Source organism: Clostridiales bacterium (assembly GCA_012512255.1).
Lineage (GTDB): Bacteria > Bacillota > Clostridia > Christensenellales > DUVY01 > DUVY01.
Window position 1 is genome coordinate 1 of the sequence record JAAZDJ010000119.1, and the last position, 18,954, is coordinate 18,954.

Consider the following 18,954-nt stretch of genomic DNA (forward strand, 5'->3'; position numbering starts at 1 on the left):
AAGAAAAATTTCTGGAATCGTAAGATATGGCGACGCTTGGACTGCCGCTTTTGGAAACGACATATTGCCCAAGACCATAAGATGCTTTTTTTACCGTGTAAATGTTCATTCGGTTGGCGCCGCTGCCGATAATGCCTCTTAGCCCGCCAGTCCCAAACTCCAAAGATTTGTAAAATCTATCTTTGATTTCTTCAGGGTTGTCTTGAACGCGGACTAAGTCTTCTTTCCAATAACCTTCGGCTTTATTTAGCCAAATCTCATTTTGTTTATTGATGCTATCCAATTGACATCTCCTTTTTATTGTGTAACAATAAGCTAAAACAATATGATTATATATTAAGCAAAATATTTTGTAAATAAAATAACTTGGATTGGAAATGGCGCATAAAAACGAATATTTATTATTTTTATTTAAATTTTATAAATTTAACATTTACAATTGATAAATTTTTTGATAGAATAAATATATAATTTTAGTAGAAAAAAATATTTTGTAATCGTTTTTATGGGCGATTAACTCAGTTGGGAGAGTGTCATCTTGACGTGGTGAAAGTCGGGGGTTCGAGTCCCTCATCGCCCACCAAATTATTATTTTGATATGCTGTTGATGACTATTGAGTCGTGAAGATATGATTAAATATTATGAAAAACAAGCAAGCAAAATCTAAAATCAAAAGTATCCTTGATGCTTTTTCTGTCGTGGGCTATATACTTTTGATGTGCGTAATCTTAGCGCTTTGTTATTTCATAATAAGTAGCAAAATTAGCAATAAGGTTCCTATTTTCGGCAATTATTCGTTTTTGAAAGTTATGTCCGGGAGTATGGAATCAGCTATATCCAAAAATGAAGTTGTGCTAGTAAAAAAAACTTCAATTGACAAAATAAAAGAATCCGATGTCATTTCGTACTACCATACGATAAATGACGGCGAAAATAGAAAAGAAATAGTTATAACGCATAGGGTTACTAAAATCATAAAAGACCCTCAAACGAATGCCGTTATAGCATTTAAGACTAAGGGGGATGCCAATTCAGTAGAAGACCCGTGGGATGTGGATATCAAAAATGTGATTGGCGTAGTGGACTTTGGACATCCTGCTATCGTAAAAGTCTTGAGTTTTATAAGCGACCCTGTGGGTATTGTTGTTTTGGTTATTTTTCCCTTAAGTATGATTTTGATATCGGATTTTGTAAGCTTATTCAAGGTAGTCAAGCAAAAAGACGATGAAATATATGACGACTATTTTGACGAAGAATTGGGATTTGACGATATTGACGATGAGTTTGAGAGCTTTGACTATGGGGACAATGACTACTTTGAAGAAGGATATTATGTTGATGACGATTATTTGGATTATTATAGCGATGACGATTAAATATCGTATTATACAAAAAAATAAAGAAAAAGGATGGGAATCATGCATATTGAATTATTAAAACTTGTTCCAGCGGTAAAAGATTACATATGGGGCGGAACCAACCTAGCTAAGTATTGGAACAAAAAATTTAATAGTGAAAAGATTGCTGAAACTTGGGAATTATCGCTACATCCGGACGGATTAAGTAGGACGGAAGGTGGAGATTATGGCGGAAAAACTTTGAAAGAGCTTTTGGACCAATGGGGCGATGAGGCTATAGGCAAAAGCGCTTCGCTGTTTCCTATGTTTCCTATGCTTATAAAGTTAATTGATACTAACGAGCTATTATCTATTCAGGTGCATCCCGACGACGATTACGCGCATAAGCATGAACAACAATTTGGAAAAAATGAAGCTTGGTATGTTTTGGACGCTAAAGAAGGAGCTGGGGTTTATTTGGGCTTTAAAACTACGGTCACAAAAGATCAAGTAAGAAAAAGCATAGAAGACGGCACATTGTTGGATTTGCTTCAATTTTATCCCGCCAAGCCCGGCGATGTCTTTTATATCCCCGCGGGAACAGTCCATACGCTTGGGCCGGGATTGACTATAGTTGAAATTCAACAAAATTCCAATGTTACTTATCGGTTGTTTGATTACAACCGCGCGGACAAAGACGGCAAGCCTCGCGAATTGCACATTGACAAAGCTTTGGATGTCGCCATACTTGAACCTTACAATTATGAAAAGCCAAAACTTGCCGACAGGGCTATGCGTCAATTAGCGACCGATAGATATTTTACCGTCCGGGAGGTTAAAAACAGCTCAATATTCAAAAGACAAATTGACGACAGCTTCTGCGCCATCTTGTTCTTGGAAGGAAGCGGCGAAATAACCGACGGACTTAATAAGCATCAATTCCAAAAAGGCGATACATTTTTTGTTCCCGCTAAAATACCTTTTAAGATAATGGGCGAGTCAAGATTTTTGGAAGTGTTTGTTTAATAAATTTTTGAAAAAATTAGCCGCGCTATTAAAGCGCGGCTTTTTTTTGGGTTTTTTTATTGGACTTTTTTCAAAATGGTATTGTTATATGAAATAATGCAGCCGCAATATTTTTGGCGATATAAGCCTAGTTCTTTGACCCTTTGCTGCCCTGCCCTATAGCCTGTTTTAAAATCCTCGTAATAAAAAGGAATGCCGACATTATGGCCAATTTTTTGCCCCAGTTCTTTTATCAAATCATGTTTTTGATAAGGGCTTACCAATAACGAAGTAGTGTAAGCGTCAAACTTATTGTCAAGGGCGTATTTTGCGGCAAGCTGAAGCCTTATGCTGTAACACATTTGGCAGCGCTCGTCATCCGTTCCGCTAAACATTTCCCATTCGGACTGCATAAAACCGTCTATTAATTCTATAGGAATGGCGGTTTTTTTAGAAAACTCTATTAAGGCGTCCCGTCTTTTTTGGTATTCTTCTATGGGATGGATGTTTGGATTAAAGAACAAGCCAAAAACATCATGTTTGTCTTGAAGTAGTTTTTGGCTCGGATATGCCGCGCAAGGCGCGCAGCACATATGCATTAGTATTTTCATTTTTTTATTTTCACCTAAAAACAGTTGTAACGCTATATAACTATAACGCCATACAAAAAAATTGTCAATAATTTTGTTTTGGCGCGATTAAACCAAAATTTTAAGGTCAATTTTTTTATAAGCGCCTTTTTTATTGGATATTCTTTAACAACTCCTTCAAATATTCTTTATAGGCTTGGCCAAGTTCTTGGTCGCGGAGGGCGTATTCGGTTATGGCTTCCAAGCTGCCTAATTTATTGCCCATATCGTATCTTCTGCCCTCAAAGACATAAGCCAACGCGCCGCTTTGTTTGGCCAAGAGATTAAGACCGTCGGTAAGCTGGAGTTCGTTATTTATGCCCAAAGGCGTTCTTTTCAAGATTTCAAATATTTCAGGGGTGATAATATATCTGCCCAAAGTGGCTAAGTCGCTTGTCAAGTCCTCCGCGGAAGATGGTTTTTCCAAAATGCCTTTCATATCATACACATCGGGCTCAAGTTGCGTCAAAACATCAATTACGCCGTAACGGAAAATTTCGGGGAGAGTCCTTCTTTGCACGCCTAAGACAGTTTTTTGGTATTTTTTATAAACGCTTATTAGCTGTTTTATGACGGGGTTTTGGTCGTTATACATAACATCGTCCCCAAGCATCAAGGCAAAAGGCTCGCCGCCTACAAATTCTTGGGCGATTAATAACGCGTCGCCGCTGCCTTTGGGGATATATTGCACATCAAAAGATATTTTGGCTTTTTTGGGGATTTGGTCTATAACGCGGGCATAGTCATATTTACCGCTTTCCATAAGCTTTTGATAAAGCTCGGGATTAGGTTGGTAATACTCTTTTATGCAATCTTTGTTGGGACTTATTATTATCAATATCTCTTTTATGCCTGAGTTAACCGCTTCGTCCACTATGTAATCAACTACGGGTCTATCTATTATAGGCAGCATTTCTTTAGGAACGGCTTTTGTAATAGGCAAAAACCTTGTGCCCAACCCGCCGCATAAAATAACGCCTTTTGTTACCATTTTTTTGCTCCTTAAAAATTTCTTTTGAATAATTTAAACTATAAGAGTTATTTTACTATACGGCGAGCCTTTTAGCAACACAAATCTAAAAAAGGGTTTATTTGGAACTATTGCCAATAAATTCAAAATAGCTGGCATAGAATATTAATATGCGAAAAGCAAAAATAGTCTTATGCGGCGGAGGCACGGCGGGGCATATAATGCCGCATCTAGCGTTAATTGACGGGTTAAAAGAAATTTTTGGCGAAATCCATTACATAGGCTCGGTTGGCGGAATGGAAAAAAGCCTGATAGCTAATTTGCCCGATGTTTTCTATTATGAGATTGTTTGCGCAAAATTAAGACGCTCCCTATCGCCCAAAAACCTCGCGATACCCTTTAAGCTGGCGCAGGGCATATTTCAAGCCCGAAAACTTATGAAAAAAATAAAGCCCGATGTAATTTTCTCTAAGGGCGGTTATGCCGCCGTTCCTGTCGTTTGGGCGGCGCCCAAAAACTGCAAGATTTTTATTCACGAATCAGATATGAGTTTGGGGCTTGCCAATAGACTATGCTTGCCCAAAGCGGATAAAGTTTTTTTGACTTTTGATAATTTGAAGCTAAAAAAAGGGATATATACGGGAATGCCTTTGAGGGCGCAAATATACAAGGGCAACAAACAAAAAATATTTGACCAATTAAAAATCGGCAGGCGGAAAGTCTTGCTTGTTATGGGCGGCTCCCAAGGATCTAAAAAAATTAACGATGCGTTAAGGCAAATTATAGATAAACTTATCATAAAATACGATGTTATACATATTACGGGCAAAGGCAATCTAGACGGCAGATATAACTATTCAGGATATCTTCAGCTTGAGTTTTGCCAAAACATCAACGACATTTACGCGGCAAGCGATATTGTAGTAAGCCGCGCGGGATCGACGGCGATAAGCGAATTGATCGCGTTAAAAAAACCTGCGCTGTTAATCCCCTTGCCCAAAAAGCAATCGCGCGGCGACCAAATTCAAAACGCGAAATATTTTTGCGATAAAGGTCTTGCCAAAATGTTGCTTCAAGAAGATTTAACGCCTCAAAGTTTGTATGATAACATTGTGTCTTTGGAAGCCGATAGACAGCGATATATCCAAAATATGCAAAATGTCAAATATCCCGACGGCAGAATAAAGATATTAAAAATTTTAACCGACGCCATAAAATAATTGGTTTTTTTAAAAAAATGCGTAAAATTTTAAAATTTTGTTTTATTGCGGTTTTATATTTTGTAATTTGCTCATGCGCCAAAACGCCCCAAAATAATGTTTTTTTGGATTACGGCAAGCCCGCGATATATCCCCGCCCTTTTGCCTTATGGCAAACAATAGTCGGAGGAACCAAGGATGACGCGGTCAAAGATGTTTTTTGTTATGACGGTTTTATTTATATCATAGGAGAGAGTAATTCATATGACTGCAATTTTACTTCTGCTATATCCGGCCAAAAAATTTTTTTAGGCAAGATAGGCTTTGACGGGCAGCTTAAAAATATATGGTCCTTTTCCGCTTCGGATAACCAAAACAGTTTTGTAAAGTCAGTAATAGTCAACGATTATCTTTTTGTTTTGTGCGAGTGCGCGCTAAAGACCAAAAGCGCGGTTTTGTTTAAAATCAACCTTAATAGCGGTCAATCAAGTTATAGGGTCTTGGGTAGCGGTCTTTTGGACGAATACGCGCTTGATTTGATATATAGGGATAACAAGCTTTATATAATAGGGCAAAATTTTGACAGCGTTTACGACACCAGAAATTTGTTTATAGAACAATTGGATATTAATCTTAACCAAAAAAATTACCAAAGAATTGTAAAAAGTTCGGACCTTAAGTATATAGGCTGCGTCCAAACCCAAGACAGAATAAATATTTGGATTAACGCGGTCGCTATAGAATATTCTTACCCTGTTATGATAGATATTGGCAATAGCCAATATGTCTATTATAATTTTGAAAATCCTATGCTTTTCTATCGGTTGTTGGATGCCGCGTCCTTGGGCGGTAAAACTTTATTGATTTTTGCCGAAGAAAATAAGGACAATAACGCGGCGTATTGTTTTTTTGAAGACGGCAAATTCCAAAATCTGCGCCATATATCAAAGAATAATATTTTAAGCGCCCGTATTATGCCTTGCCAAGATTACGCGACCGTGTTTTTAAACTCACAAAAACCAAGTTGTTATTTGATTGACGAAAAACATATCGTTTGGGAAAAAAATCTTAACCAAGAACTTGCCTCGCCTTATAAATATTTTAAAAACCAATATATAACGGCGGCGCTGGGCCAAGACAATAACAATCAAAAATTAATTATAACCAGCAACTATAATATAAAAATTATGGACCTAGCCGTCGCCGATAAAATAACGGCTTTTTGGATTGAAAAAGATTATTTGATAATAGTAAGCAACATTAAGGGTATTAAAGACGATATGGATATAAAGGTTATGTTATTAAAAACTATGCCCTATTATTTTAGTTAATCATTTTTGGAAGTTTTGGGCTTGATTTGGTTGGTTATTTTTTTTATCAACCTGTAAGATGACCTTTTGCCTTTTTTCCGCGCGAAAACATCGCCTTTCCACGCCAAAGGTATTTCGTCTTGAGCGTTCATTATCGCAAAGGTTTGGCTTTTTTTGGCCGCAAGAGAACCATTATTTGAAGGTTGCGCGCCCGCGCTTTTGCCTTTTATGATTTTTCTTAAAACCGATTTCATTCCTCTTTTGTTGGCGCTTTCAGTCATTTTTTCTCCTAACATTGTTTACAAAAATCTTTTTTACACCCTTTAAGTATATAACATTTTACACTATTTTGGTCACAATTTAATATAATTTTAAAATTAATTTTTAGACACAAATTTATTTTTGTTTTTGTTCAATAAAAACTTTAATTTTTCGCGGTCGGCGGGGGCAAACTTCAGGGGGGCGCTAGTTCCCGACAGCGTCAGGGCGCCGTTTCTATTGTTAGATACTATGACCTTGTTGCCCTTTTTCTCAAAGTAAAAATCATATAAATGATTCCAATCCAAAAAATAAATGGCCGTATAAATCCCGTCGTTAACAACCGCGCTTTTGGCGTAAGTTAGCGCCGCGGATATTGCGAGGCAGCAAAGATTGATAACCATCAATATGCCCAATACCAGCCTCGCCTCTGCCGTTGACATGTCCCAAATATTATATAATTCTTGGGCCAAAAAACTGTCTTGAGGCTTTGCAAAAATAAAACCTAGCAAAACCATAATCAACACCAAAAAGATGTCCAATAACAAATAAAAAAATTTATTGGTTTTTAGCGGGATTATTGTTATGGAATATTTTAAACGGCGCTGATGCCTTATGATTATGGCCAATATAAAACCCGCGCCTATCAATACTATTAGGCAAACGCCCGATAATACGCCTATTAAGATGTATTTGGACATCATTCTTACCAAAAACCAATTAATATAAAAACCGAAATAAAAATTTCGGCTTTACTTATGATAACATATTAACAAGATTTTATCAATAAAGTTTAAAAATCTCTTTGACTCATTTAAAATATCGCGTCCCCGATTCAAAGATTTTTTGGTCCATAGGCAAATCAATATTTTTATATCCCGACTGGCAGCGTTCTATATGGCCCAGCCTGCCCAATATTTTTCCGTCGCAGCTTATAATTCCTTCTATCGCCCAAATTGACCCCGTGGGATTGTAAGGCGCGTGCGCGCTTGGGTTGCCTTGATCGTCTACAAATTGGCTAAAAATCTGCCCGTTTTGTTCCATTTTCTTCAAGTCCTCCATTCTAGCGGCAAATTTGCCTTCGGCGGTAGATATCGGCGTTCCAAAGATGTCTCCCGCTTGAACGCCCGCCAGCCAAGGCGATTTTGCAGAACATATTCTTACCCTTGCTATAGTAGACACATGACGGTTGATGTTGTTGGTTGTCAAACTCGGGCTATCGTCTTTAGGCTGGCAAATCTTACCAAACGGCAAAAGTCCCAGCTTCAATAACGCCTCAAAACCGCCGCCTATGCCTATTATAAGCCCGTCGCGGTCATAAACCAGTTCGCTTACAGCCTCGCTTAAGATAGGGTCTTGGAAAACCGCGGCAACAAATTTGCCCGAGCCGCCCGTCTCGTCTATGCTTGAGATGCCGCCCGCGAAAGCTATGATTTGACTGTTTTTGATAAGTTTTGCCATTTCTTTGACAGAATTTTTTATATCTTGAGGCGAGCGGGTTCTCAACAGAAATGAAACAACTTCGGCGCCGGCTGACCTAAACGCGCGTTCCATATCGTATTCGCCGTTTACGCCCAAAACGATAGGTATAAAGACGCGCGGGCGCGCCAAAGTATATTTGCTGTGTTTTGGACAGTCTTCATTAAGATAATTAATAGTCTTAACTTCTTGTGCGGGCTCGGCCGTTGTAGGAAAGACTTTTTCCAAAGTAGATGTATAACTTTGAATAATCTCGTCCAAGGTTATTTTTTGGTTATTGATAACAGTGTCGACCAAAACCGTAACGCCTAACTTTTGGTAATCAAAGCCTTCCAAAATCGCCAAATCTTTGACCGTTATCAAGCAGTCTCCCGCAAAATTGTCAAAAATCTCAGGCGAAGCGCTATAAAAATGAATTCCTAAACAATTGGATAACGCGGACTTAATAGCCGCGATAGCCGCCCCGCCGTTTTCTATGACTTGGATATAATTGATAGCGCCTGATTTGATATTGTTATGCAATACTCTTATAAGCTTATTAATATAATCAAAATCGGGCATTCCAAAGCTATCCCTTTTTAGCTTTAGCCAAATGATTTCTTGGTTGGGCTCTTTCAAAACATTGGTTGCATTGTTATATCGGCAGTCCATAAGTCCCAAAGCGAATGATATAAGCGTAGGCGGAACGTCAATATCTTCAAAAGTGCCGCTCATTGAGTCTTTGCCGCCTATCGCTCCCATTTGAAGACCTAATTGGGCGTATAACGCGCCAAGCAACGCCGCAGCTGGTATTCCCCAGCGTTTTGGGTCTTTGCCCAATCTTAAAAAATACTCCTGAAAAGTAAGCCTGATTGAATCAGGGTCGGCGCCGCCGCTTATCGCGCGCATTACGCTCAAAACGACCGAATATACGGCGCCCACAAACGGGCTTTGGGACATCAAATACGGATTATAGCCCCATGAAGCGACGGTCGCTGTCGTTGTTTGTTGATTTTGGCCTGCGGGCAATTTGCAAACCATGCATTCGGACGGGGTCAATTGTTTTTGACCGCCAAGCGGCATAATCGGGTTTGACGCGCCTATCGTAGAGTCAAACATTTCAATCAGCCCTTTTTGCGAACAAATATTAAGAGAGGATAATTTTTTCAAAACCGCCGTCTTATAGTCGTTGTCTTTTAAAAATTGGCCGATATCTTCTTGCCCGTCAAATATATTTTTTGCGTTTTCTTCTATCTCAACCTTTGTATATTGCCTTGCGCCGTTGGTGTTCAAAAGATTGCGGTCTATGTCTATGACCTTTTGCCCGTTATAATATATAGTCATTCTATTGCTGTTATTGACTTTGGCGACAGGCGTCGCATCTAAGTTTTCCAAATCGGCGTAATGCTTTAGAGTCTCAAAATCTTGCTCGGCTATAACAAGCGCCATTCGCTCTTGGGATTCCGAAATAGCAAGCTCCAGCGCGTTAAGACCTTGGTATTTTACGGGAACGCGGTCCAGATAAATTTCTAAGCCGGGCGCCAATTCGCCTATCGCCACAGACACGCCGCCCGCTCCAAAGTCGTTGCATTTTTTGATTAATCTTGTAACGGACGGATTCTTGAACAGCCTTTGGATGTTTCTTTCCAATAACGGATTACCTTTTTGGACCTCGGCGCCCGCCGTTTCAAAAACATCGGCGGTATGAGCTTTGGACGAGCCTGTCGCTCCGCCTATGCCGTCCCTGCCCGTCTCGCCGCCAAGCAATACCACTATATCGCCGGGCTCGGGCTTTTTCCTTATTATATTGCCAGCCGGCGCGGCGCCCACTATAAATCCCGCTTCCATTCTTTTGGCTACATAATTAGGATGATATATTTCTTTGACCAAGCCCGCGTTAAGCCCTATTTGATTGCCATAAGACGAATAGCCCGCCGCCGCTGTGCGAGTGAGAACTCTTTGGGGCAGTTTGCCTTGAAGCGCAGCTTCTATGGGCGCGGTCGGATCGGCGGCGCCCGTTATGCGCATCGCTTGATAAACATAAACCCTGCCGCTTAGAGGGTCTCTAATAGCGCCGCCCAAGCAAGTGGCCGCTCCGCCAAAAGGCTCTATCTCGGTCGGATGGTTATGGGTTTCGTTTTTGAACATAACAATCCAATCTTCTTCTTGCCCGTCTATATTGGCTTTGACCTTGATTGAGCAAGCGTTGATTTCGTCGGACTCTTCCAGGTTGTCAAGCTTGCCTTGGGCTTTTAGTTCTTTTACGGCTATTGTCGCTATGTCCATAAGGCATTGATATTTATCTTTCCGTTGGATGTTGTGTTTGTTGAACAATTCTTGATATTTTTGGTAAGCCTTTTCAAGATGCGGGTTATTGCTGTTTATTTTGATATCGGTTATTTGGGTCAAAAATGTGGTATGTCTGCAATGGTCGGACCAATATGTGTCAATAACTTTTAGCTCGGCTTCGTTGGGATTGCGGTTTTCGGCTTTAAAATGCTGGCGGACCACTTCCAAATCTTCCACGCTCATAGCAAAGCCGTGTTGGGAATGGAACTTTTCCAAAGCCTTTTTGTCCATGTCAATAAAGCCGTCTATTGTCTTAATGGGTTTTGGCTCGGTATTTTGATAAATCAATGTCTCGGGCTTTTCCAAATCGCAAAGCCTTGATTCAACGGGATTGATTATATAATTTTGAATTTTTTTCAATTCGTTATTATCCGCGCCCTTTATCGCGTAAATATTGGCGCATTTGATTTGCGGTTTTTGTTTTTGGGTTAATAGCTGTATGCATTGTGCGGCGTTATCGGCCCTTTGGTCGTATTGTCCCGGTAAAAACTCAACCCCAAAGATTGCGTAATCTTTTAAATCGGGCAAATTCTCGTAATATACATTATCAACAGGCGGCTGGGATAAAACCCAATTAACCGCCTTTTTTAACTCGTCTTCATTTATGCCCGCGATGTCATAACGCAAAAAAATCTTAACGTCTTGCAAGTTAAGACCTAACTGCTGGTTTAATTCTTTTTGCAACTGTTTTGCAGCGTTGTCAAATCCGTGTTTTTTTTGCGCATAAATACGATAAATTTGTTCCATAATTATTTGATACCTATATCCTTTCTAAAGTGTTTATCTTTAAAATTTATTTTATGTATGTTTTTATAAGCGCTTTCCCTTGCGGCCTGCAAATCTTGACCGACCGCCGTCACGCCCAGCACCCTGCCGCCATTGGTCACTAGCTCATTGTCTTTAATTGCTGTGCCGGCGTGAAAGAGTATAATATTGCCGTCTAATGCGCCTATCTCTATGGGATAGCCTTTTTGGTAATGTCCAGGATAACCGCCTGAGGCCATTACCACGCAAACGGCGCAATCACTGCTCCATTCTATATTGATTTTGTCCAATCTTTTTTCATTAATCGCCAAAAATATCTCAAACAAATCGGTCCTAAGAAGAGGCAACACGCTCTGGGCCTCAGGGTCGCCAAATCGCGCGTTGTATTCCAAAACCTTAATATCCTCGCCATCCACAATCAGCCCAAAAAATATAACGCCGCTAAAGGTCCGGCTCTCAGCCTGCAGCGCTTTTATGGTCGGCATAAAAATGTTATGGTAAGCGTAGTCTTGCATCTTTTTGGTAAATTTGGGGCTGGGCGCGAATGTGCCCATACCGCCAGTATTAGGGCCTAAATCTTGATCAAGCGCTCTTTTGTGGTCTTGGCTGGGCGGCATTGGAATAAGCGTTTGGCCGTCGGTAAAAGCCAAAACGCTAACCTCAAAACCTTGTAAAAATTCTTCTATTACCACCTTGTCGCCCGAGGCGCCAAACTTTTTGTCAATCATCATATCTTTTACGGCTTTTTGTGCCGATTCAAAATCTTGACATATTATTACGCCTTTGCCCAAAGCCAATCCATCGGCTTTTACCACCAAGGGATATTTGGCGGTTTTGAGATATTTTATCGCCTCGTCATAATTATCAAAAACTTCATAATCGGCTGTGGGGATATTGTATTTTTTCATAAGGCTTTTGGCATAAGCCTTGGAACTTTCTATTATGGCGGCGTCCTTTTTTGGACCGAAAGTCATATATCCTTTTTGGTTTAAAATGTCCACAAGCCCCATTGCAAGCGGGTCGTCGGGCGCGACAACCACATAGTTAATGTCTTTATGCCCGTCCAAAAAAGCCAATATTCCCTCAATATCTGTCGCGGCGATATCTTGACAATGGGCAAGCTGGGCTATGCCCGCGTTGCCGGGCAAGCAATACAGCTTGTTGACCTTAGGGCTTTTTTTGAGCGCCCATACAATCGCGTGTTCCCTTCCGCCACCGCCTATAACCAAAACATTATATCTGTCTGCCATTGTAGCTCCTTTTTTATTAATGCTTAAAATGACGCATTTTGGTAAACACCATGGCGATGCCGTATTTGTCGCAAGCGTCAATGCTTTCTTGGTCCCTTACCGAACCGCCGGGCTGGATTATAGCCGCGATGCCCGCTTTGCGCGCTTCCTCCACGCAATCGGAAAACGGGAAAAAGGCGTCGCTTGCCAAAACCGCGCCTTTTGTTTTTTCATAGCCGCCGCTGTGTTCTATGGCTTGCCTAACGGCCCAAATCCTGTTGACCTGCCCTATGCCGCAACCTAAAGTCGTCTTATTGGCTGTAATGGCTATCGCGTTGGATTTGCAATGCTTGACTATCTTCCACGCGAATTTAAGCTCTTCCATTTGTTCTTTGGTGGGCGCTGTTTTGGTAACGACTTCCAAATCGTCTTCGTTAAGAAGCCTGTTGTCAATTTCTTGTATAAGAAGCCCGCCCAAAACTTTTTTCATATCTTTCGCGTCAGGGCAAGGCTTTGCGACATCGGGCAATCGCAGCAGCCTTAGATTTTTTTTCTTGGTCAAAACTTCCAAAGCCTCTTTGGAGAACGAGGGCGCTATTACTATCTCCAAAAATATCTCGCTTATTTGTAAAGCTGTTGGCAGGTCAATTTCCCTATTGGCGGCCACTATGCCTCCAAATATTGAAACGGGGTCGGATTCATACGCCGCCTTAAACGCTTCCGCCAAGCTCGTTCTTATAGCCGCGCCGCAAGGGTTGGTATGCTTGACGGCGACTACGGCTGGCGCGCCGTCGCCCAAATCTTTTAACAGCGCTATCGTTCCGTCGGCGTCGTTGATATTGTTGAATGACAGTTCCTTGCCGTGCAATTGAACAGCGTTAGTCAAAGCGCCCGTAATGTCGGTTTCGTCTTTATAAAAAGCCGCGGATTGATGCGGATTCTCGCCGTACCTTAAATCTTGAACTTTTTCATAAACCATTGTGATTTGCTCGGGGTATTGGATGTTGTTTATTTTTGCCAGATAATTGGCTATATATGTGTCGTAAACCGATGTGTGCCTGAAAACCTTATACATAAGCTTCATTCGGTAATCATAATCATCGGTTTTGTCTTTTAGTCTTTGAATGGCTTCGCCATAATCGCCGGGGTCGCACAAAACCAAAACATCTTTGGCGTTCTTGGCGGCGCTTCTTAACATAGTAGGCCCGCCGATGTCTATATTTTCAACAGCCTCCGAAAAATCAACATCGGGCTTGTCTATGGTCTTTTTGAACGGGTAAAGATTGACCGCGACCACATCTATGGTATTGATTTTTAGTTTTTCCAATTGCGCCATATGGTCTTTTTGGTCTCTTTGGGCAAGCAATGCCGCGTGCACATTTGGATGCAAAGTTTTGACCCTGCCGTCCAGACATTCGGGAAAACCCGTTATGTCGCTTATATTGATGACAGTAATGCCGTTTTTTTCTAATTCTTTTTGGGTGCCGCCCGTTGAAATAATTTCAAACCCCAAATCTACAAGCGCCCTAGCAAATTCTACAACGCCTGTTTTGTCGCTGACCGAAATTAACGCCCTTTTTTTCATATTTATCCACTCCTATAATTTAGTCTTGTTCTATAACAACCTTATTATCAATCACTTTAATCTTGTCTTCGCACAACAGTTTGACGGCATAAGGCAAAATCTTATGCTCTATCTCGTTTAAAATCCTTTGTTGCAAGCTGTATTCGTCGTCATCGGGATTAATTTTTAGGCTTTGCTGTAAAATGATAGGGCCTGTGTCCGTGCCCTCGTCCACAAAATGCACGGTCGCGCCCGAATATTGTTCTTTGGCCGCCAAAACCGCTCTATGAACATTAATCCCATACATGCCTTTGCCGCCGAACTTGGGCAGCAAGGACGGGTGAATATTAATAATTTTGTTTGGATAATGGGAAATCAGTTCTTTGGTTAAGATGCCCAAATAGCCCGCCAAAATTATGTAATCTATATTGAATTCTTTTAGAGTTTTTATTATCGCTTTGTCGCGCTCTTCCGAGGAGGCAAAGTCTTTTCTTGAAAATACCCGAAATGGTATTCCTTTTGATTGCGCGCGCGCGATCGCGCCGATATCGGGCGCGGAAGCGATTAATAGCGCTATCTCGCCGTTAATATTGCCTTGGTCTATTTGGTCCATTACGGCTTGCATATTGGTCCCGCTGCCCGAGGCGAATACGCATAGGCGTTTTTTCATAACTGGACACCTTCGCCTTTAACGGCAGAACCAATGATATAAGCCTTTTCGCCCAGGTCTTTTGCCGACTGCAACACATTATTTGCTATATCTTTTGACACGCATAACACCATTCCTATGCCCATATTAAAAGTGTTAAAGATTTGCTCTTTGGTCATTGAGCTTTTTTCCCATAACAGCCTAAAAATAGGCAAAATCTCAAAAGAATTTATATCTATGCGCGCGCCTATGCCTTTGGGCAAGATTCTTGGAATATTCTCTATAAACCCGCCGCCTGTTATATGCGCGATGCCTTTGATTTTGTATTGTTTTATTAAGGCTAAAACAGTCTTAACATATATGCGCGTAGGCTCAAGCAAGACTTCGCCCAAAGCGGCTTTTAATTCGGGATATGTTTTTTGGAGTTCTTTTGGGTTTTCGCCCATTAATTTTCTTACCAAGGAATAGCCGTTGCTGTGAATGCCGCTGGAAGCCAAACCAATCAAAACATCGCCTTGCTCAATCTCGGCGCCGTTTATTATATTATCCTTATTGACTATTCCTACGCAGAAACCGGCAAGGTCGTATTCGCCTTTTTTATAAAATCCGGGCATTTCGGCCGTTTCGCCGCCAATCAAAGCGCAACCCGCTTGCCTGCAGCCCTCGGCTATGCCCTTTACTATCATAGCGGCGGTCTCGGGTTTTAGGTATCCGCACGCTAAATAATCCAAAAAAAATAGCGGCTTTGCGCCTTGGCATACGATGTCATTGGCGCACATAGCCACAAGGTCTATTCCTACCGTGTCGTGCTTGTTTAACAAAAAAGCGTATTTTAACTTAGTGCCTACGCCATCCGTTCCGCTTACCAAAACAGGATCAGTCAAATCTTCGGACGCTAGCGAATACAGACCGCCAAAACTACCCACATCGCCCAATACATTTTGGTCGTAGGTGGTTTTGATATATTTTTTCATAAGCTCTACCGCTTTGTATCCGCGCCTGACATCCACGCCCGCGTCTTTGTATGTTATTGCCATAAAATTTTACTCCTGTCCCATCAAGCGACGCAGTATCTCTTGATAGGCTTCTTCCACTTGCCCCAAATCTTGCCTAAACCTGTCTTTGTCTAATTTCTCGCCTGATTTTGAGTCCCAAAACCTGCAAGTGTCGGGCGAAATTTCGTCCGCCAAGATAATCCGGCCTTTAAACCGCCCAAATTCCAGCTTAAAGTCAATTAATTCTATATTTAAATCTTTTAGATAATCGGCAAGTATTTGATTGGTCAAAAGAGAATATTTGGCGATAGCGTCAAGCTCTTCATCCGTGGCTAGCCCCAAAGCCTTGATATGATAGTCATTAATCATGGGATCGCCTAACTGGTCGTTTTTGTAGCAGTATTCCAAAACGGTTGATTTTAGTTTGGCGCCTTCTGGCAGGCCCAACCTTTTGCACAATGAGCCCGCGGCAATATTGCGGACAATTACTTCTATGGGGATAATTTGGACTTTTTTGACTAATGTTTGGGTATCGCTTATCTCTTTTTCGTAATGCGTGGGGATGCCGTGTTTTTCCAGCAGTTTAAATAGGTGGTTGCTTACTTTATTGTTGACCGCGCCTTTGCCGATGATAACGCCTTTTTTTAGTCCGTTAAAGGCGGTGGCGTCGTCTTTGTATTCAACCATTACAATATCGGGGTCTTGGGTTTGGTAAACTTTTTTGGCTTTGCCTTCATAGATAAGTTTTAGGTTCATTTGTTCTCCTTTAACACATAAAAAAGACCCTTTGGGTAGGGTCAAAAGGTTAGGTTAACTCCGTATTTAGCATAAGGTCGTCGTTGATGACTTTTTCCTTGAGTTTGGCTTTGAAATCGCTGAGCATACTGGCGATTTGAGGATATTTGATGCCCAATATTTGAGCCGCCAAAATACCCGCGTTTTCGCCCGCATTAACCGCCACTGTCGCCACAGGCACGCCTGAGGGCATTTGGACGCTGGACAAAAGGCTGTCCAAACCGTCAAAAGCCGCAGATAAAACAGGGACTGCGATTACGGGCAAGGTGGTATATGCCGCTATCATGCCCGCCAGATGCGCCGCTTTGCCCGCCGCGCATATGATAACCTCAAAGCCGTTTGCTTGGGCGTTCATAGAAAAAGCTCTCGCTATATCGGGGGATCTGTGCGCTGAAATAACTCTTACTTCATAATCAATCTTAAAATGTTTGAGGGATTCAATAGTCGGTTGAACAATAGAAAAGTCTGATTTGCTTCCCATCAAAACAGCTACCTTGGGCATATCCTAACCTCAATTCTAATAGTATTTGATGACGCTAAAATAATAATACCAAAACAAAAAAAGATAGTCAAATATTTGGATAAAGCGAATTTTAACAGAATTATGCCAAAAAAATTTTTAAAACAAGCTCTGGAGTTCTTTTTATTCTAAGTTTTTAAAATTTATTTATCCGATAAACCACTTATTGTCTTCCAAGAATAAATAGACCTTTTTTTTATTTATTATGCAAGAGTACCTTAGACCCGCGCCGCCCGCTTTTAAAGAAGCGGCGGGGCGGATATCGGTTATTCTTTGGATTTCAAATACCCTGCCGTCTTCCCAAATAATCTTAAGCGGCCGTATCTGCCCTTCTTGGTTATATTTGGCTATGACTTCTACAAATTTTTTCATTATATAATCTTTATATAATCTTTGTCTTTAATTTGGATGATTTTATACTTATTTGAAATAGCTATAAGGATGTATGATGTTTTCTTCTTTGGGGTTTAGACCGGTCAAATGCTTATCTTGTAAGACTGTGCCGCGGCTTATCGCGAAATACCCAAAGCGGCGGCGTATTTGGTCTATCATACGCTCAAGCTTTTCGGCTTTTTGTTCTTTTGCCGCGCTTTTGAAAAAATCCAGTTGCTGAGGGCAATCGGCGCGGCAAAGATCGGATACTGTCAGGCTAACATTGCGCGCGGGCTTGTCAAAACCATAACTTTGAAACAAGCCCATAGCCGCCTCTATAATCCTGGACGATAAATATGTCGGCTCTTGCAGTTTGGTTTGTTTTGACCAATCGCGCATGTCAACATCTTGCAGCCCAAGATGGACGCATTGACCTTTAAAATTCTGTTCCCTTAGGCGTCTTGCCACGCTCTCGCCAAGCACGGTGACAATCATTTTTATATCGTCAATCGTATGAAGGTCTCTTATTGTGGTTGTGCTGTTGCCCACCGATTTGACCGTTGGCTCCAACCCGTTGGGTATTACCGGCGAATTGTCAAGGCCGTTAGCAAAAACCCAAAGATACTCGCCCCATTTGCCTAATTGTTTTTTCAATAGATTGACATCGGCGTTAGCGATATCGCCGATGGTTTTTATATTGAGGTTGGACAGTTTCGCACAAGTAGCGCGCCCGACATAAAGCAAATTATCCGACGAAAGAGGATATATCTTGCTCTTGTAGTTTTCTTTTGAAATGATTGTCACCGCGTCGGGCTTTTTCATGTCCGAGCCAAGTTTGGCGTATATCTTATTCCAAGAAACGCCGATAGAAACGGTAACGCCCAACTCGTCTTTTATGCGCTGCCTGATTTCCTGGGCAATTTTGGGCCCGCTTCCCTTAATTTTTAAACTTTGGGTCACATCAAGCCAGCATTCGTCAATGCCAAAAGATTCCACCTTGTCGGTATAGGACTCATAGATATTGCGGGCAAGGTCAGAAAATTTTAGGTATAAAGAAAAATTGGCGGGCACTATTACAATGTCTGGGCATTTGTTCTTGGCTTCCCAAATAACATCGCCCGTTTTGACGCCAAATTGTTTTGCGATATAATTTTTGGCCAAAACAATGCCGTGCCTAAGCTCAGGGTCGCCGCATACGGCAACGGGTTTGTTCCTTAACTTAGGATTATATAAACACTCAATTGAGGCATAAAAATTATTCAAATCGGAATGTAAAATTACCCTGTCCATAGCAAATCTAAACAAATGTTCTAATGTTAGTTTAGTTTATGCGCGCCAAAATGTCAATATGATTTAAATTTTTTATTATGTAAATTTTTGGTAAAAAAGTAAAAAAACAATGTCTTGAGATTAAATTTCTGAAAAAAGTGCTTTTATAAAATTGCCGAAAAGTTTTTTAATTTGTTGGAGATGACATTGACCGTTACATAGCAAACGCCGTTTTGGTCAAAATTGATGTCCAATTGAAGATTGTCCACGTCCATATAAT

Annotated in this window: 18 protein-coding genes and 1 tRNA gene; 5 read left to right on the forward strand and 14 right to left on the reverse strand. The window is 41.1% G+C overall.

Features of this window, described 5'->3' with window-relative positions; all coding sequences use genetic code 11:
- Positions 1–283 (reverse strand): phospho-sugar mutase (locus GX756_06045; GenBank protein NLC17421.1); only part of this gene is annotated, 283 nt, incomplete at its 3' end.
- 224 nt (positions 284–507) lie between these two features.
- On the opposite strand from GX756_06045, the gene GX756_06050 reads away from it, so the two are divergent.
- The 3 genes from GX756_06050 (at position 508) to GX756_06060 (ending at position 2,364) form a co-directional block, all read left to right on the forward strand.
- A tRNA-Val gene (locus GX756_06050) sits at positions 508–583 on the forward strand.
- Positions 584–642: 59 nt separating this feature from the next.
- Positions 643–1,377 carry a signal peptidase I gene (locus tag GX756_06055; protein NLC17422.1) on the forward strand — a complete coding sequence of 245 codons (735 nt, stop codon included), beginning with the start codon at positions 643–645 and terminating at the stop codon, positions 1,375–1,377.
- A 42-nt stretch (positions 1,378–1,419) separates the two neighbouring features.
- A complete protein-coding gene (locus GX756_06060) occupies positions 1,420–2,364 on the forward strand; it encodes a mannose-6-phosphate isomerase (protein NLC17423.1) in 945 nt (314 codons plus the stop codon).
- Positions 2,365–2,420: 56 nt separating this feature from the next.
- Here GX756_06060 and GX756_06065 read toward each other — a convergent pair whose 3' ends face one another.
- Positions 2,421–2,954 (reverse strand): epoxyqueuosine reductase QueH, encoded by a 534-nt coding sequence (locus GX756_06065; GenBank protein NLC17424.1) that lies wholly within the window; start codon positions 2,952–2,954, stop codon positions 2,421–2,423.
- 130 nt (positions 2,955–3,084) lie between these two features.
- On the reverse strand, positions 3,085–3,963 hold the full coding sequence (locus GX756_06070) for a UTP--glucose-1-phosphate uridylyltransferase (GenBank protein ID NLC17425.1): 879 nt from the start codon (positions 3,961–3,963) through the stop codon (positions 3,085–3,087).
- A gap of 149 nt (positions 3,964–4,112) precedes the next feature.
- Between GX756_06070 and GX756_06075 the strand changes: the two genes are divergently transcribed.
- Together GX756_06075 and GX756_06080 are read left to right on the forward strand one after the other, a co-directional pair.
- A complete protein-coding gene (locus GX756_06075) occupies positions 4,113–5,162 on the forward strand; it encodes a UDP-N-acetylglucosamine--N-acetylmuramyl-(pentapeptide) pyrophosphoryl-undecaprenol N-acetylglucosamine transferase (GenBank protein NLC17426.1) in 1,050 nt (349 codons plus the stop codon).
- A gap of 17 nt (positions 5,163–5,179) precedes the next feature.
- Positions 5,180–6,472, forward strand: coding sequence for a hypothetical protein (locus GX756_06080; protein NLC17427.1), 1,293 nt, complete (start codon positions 5,180–5,182; stop codon positions 6,470–6,472).
- On the opposite strand, the gene GX756_06085 is transcribed toward GX756_06080, so the two are convergent.
- The 11 genes from GX756_06085 to dinB all read right to left on the reverse strand — a co-directional run bounded on the left by GX756_06085 (position 6,469) and on the right by dinB (position 18,695).
- On the reverse strand, positions 6,469–6,732 hold the full coding sequence (locus GX756_06085; GenBank protein NLC17428.1) for a hypothetical protein: 264 nt from the start codon (positions 6,730–6,732) through the stop codon (positions 6,469–6,471). The two genes, GX756_06080 and GX756_06085, sit on opposite strands and share 4 nt — an antisense overlap.
- A 96-nt stretch (positions 6,733–6,828) precedes the next feature.
- Positions 6,829–7,413 (reverse strand): hypothetical protein, encoded by a 585-nt coding sequence (locus GX756_06090; protein ID NLC17429.1) that lies wholly within the window; start codon positions 7,411–7,413, stop codon positions 6,829–6,831.
- 106 nt (positions 7,414–7,519) lie between these two features.
- On the reverse strand, positions 7,520–11,263 hold the full coding sequence (locus GX756_06095) for a phosphoribosylformylglycinamidine synthase (GenBank protein ID NLC17430.1): 3,744 nt from the start codon (positions 11,261–11,263) through the stop codon (positions 7,520–7,522).
- Between the two features lie 2 nt (positions 11,264–11,265).
- On the reverse strand, positions 11,266–12,531 hold the full coding sequence (gene purD / locus GX756_06100) for a phosphoribosylamine--glycine ligase (protein ID NLC17431.1): 1,266 nt from the start codon (positions 12,529–12,531) through the stop codon (positions 11,266–11,268).
- A gap of 16 nt (positions 12,532–12,547) precedes the next feature.
- Positions 12,548–14,095 carry a bifunctional phosphoribosylaminoimidazolecarboxamide formyltransferase/IMP cyclohydrolase gene (gene purH / locus GX756_06105; protein NLC17432.1) on the reverse strand — a complete coding sequence of 516 codons (1,548 nt, stop codon included), beginning with the start codon at positions 14,093–14,095 and terminating at the stop codon, positions 12,548–12,550.
- A gap of 19 nt (positions 14,096–14,114) precedes the next feature.
- Positions 14,115–14,744, reverse strand: a complete 630-nt coding sequence (locus GX756_06110) for a phosphoribosylglycinamide formyltransferase (protein ID NLC17433.1) — start codon at positions 14,742–14,744, stop codon at positions 14,115–14,117.
- Positions 14,741–15,760, reverse strand: coding sequence for a phosphoribosylformylglycinamidine cyclo-ligase (locus GX756_06115; protein NLC17434.1), 1,020 nt, complete (start codon positions 15,758–15,760; stop codon positions 14,741–14,743). The genes GX756_06110 and GX756_06115 overlap by 4 nt, the downstream gene beginning before the upstream one ends.
- A gap of 6 nt (positions 15,761–15,766) precedes the next feature.
- Positions 15,767–16,474 (reverse strand): phosphoribosylaminoimidazolesuccinocarboxamide synthase, encoded by a 708-nt coding sequence (locus GX756_06120; protein NLC17435.1) that lies wholly within the window; start codon positions 16,472–16,474, stop codon positions 15,767–15,769.
- A 49-nt stretch (positions 16,475–16,523) separates the two neighbouring features.
- Positions 16,524–17,015 (reverse strand): 5-(carboxyamino)imidazole ribonucleotide mutase, encoded by a 492-nt coding sequence (purE, locus tag GX756_06125; protein ID NLC17436.1) that lies wholly within the window; start codon positions 17,013–17,015, stop codon positions 16,524–16,526.
- Positions 17,016–17,180: 165 nt separating this feature from the next.
- Positions 17,181–17,405, reverse strand: coding sequence for a hypothetical protein (locus GX756_06130; GenBank protein NLC17437.1), 225 nt, complete (start codon positions 17,403–17,405; stop codon positions 17,181–17,183).
- Between the two features lie 48 nt (positions 17,406–17,453).
- Entirely contained in the window at positions 17,454–18,695 is a 1,242-nt protein-coding gene (gene dinB, locus GX756_06135) for a DNA polymerase IV (GenBank protein NLC17438.1), read from the reverse strand.
- Between the last annotated feature and the right edge of the window lie 259 nt (positions 18,696–18,954).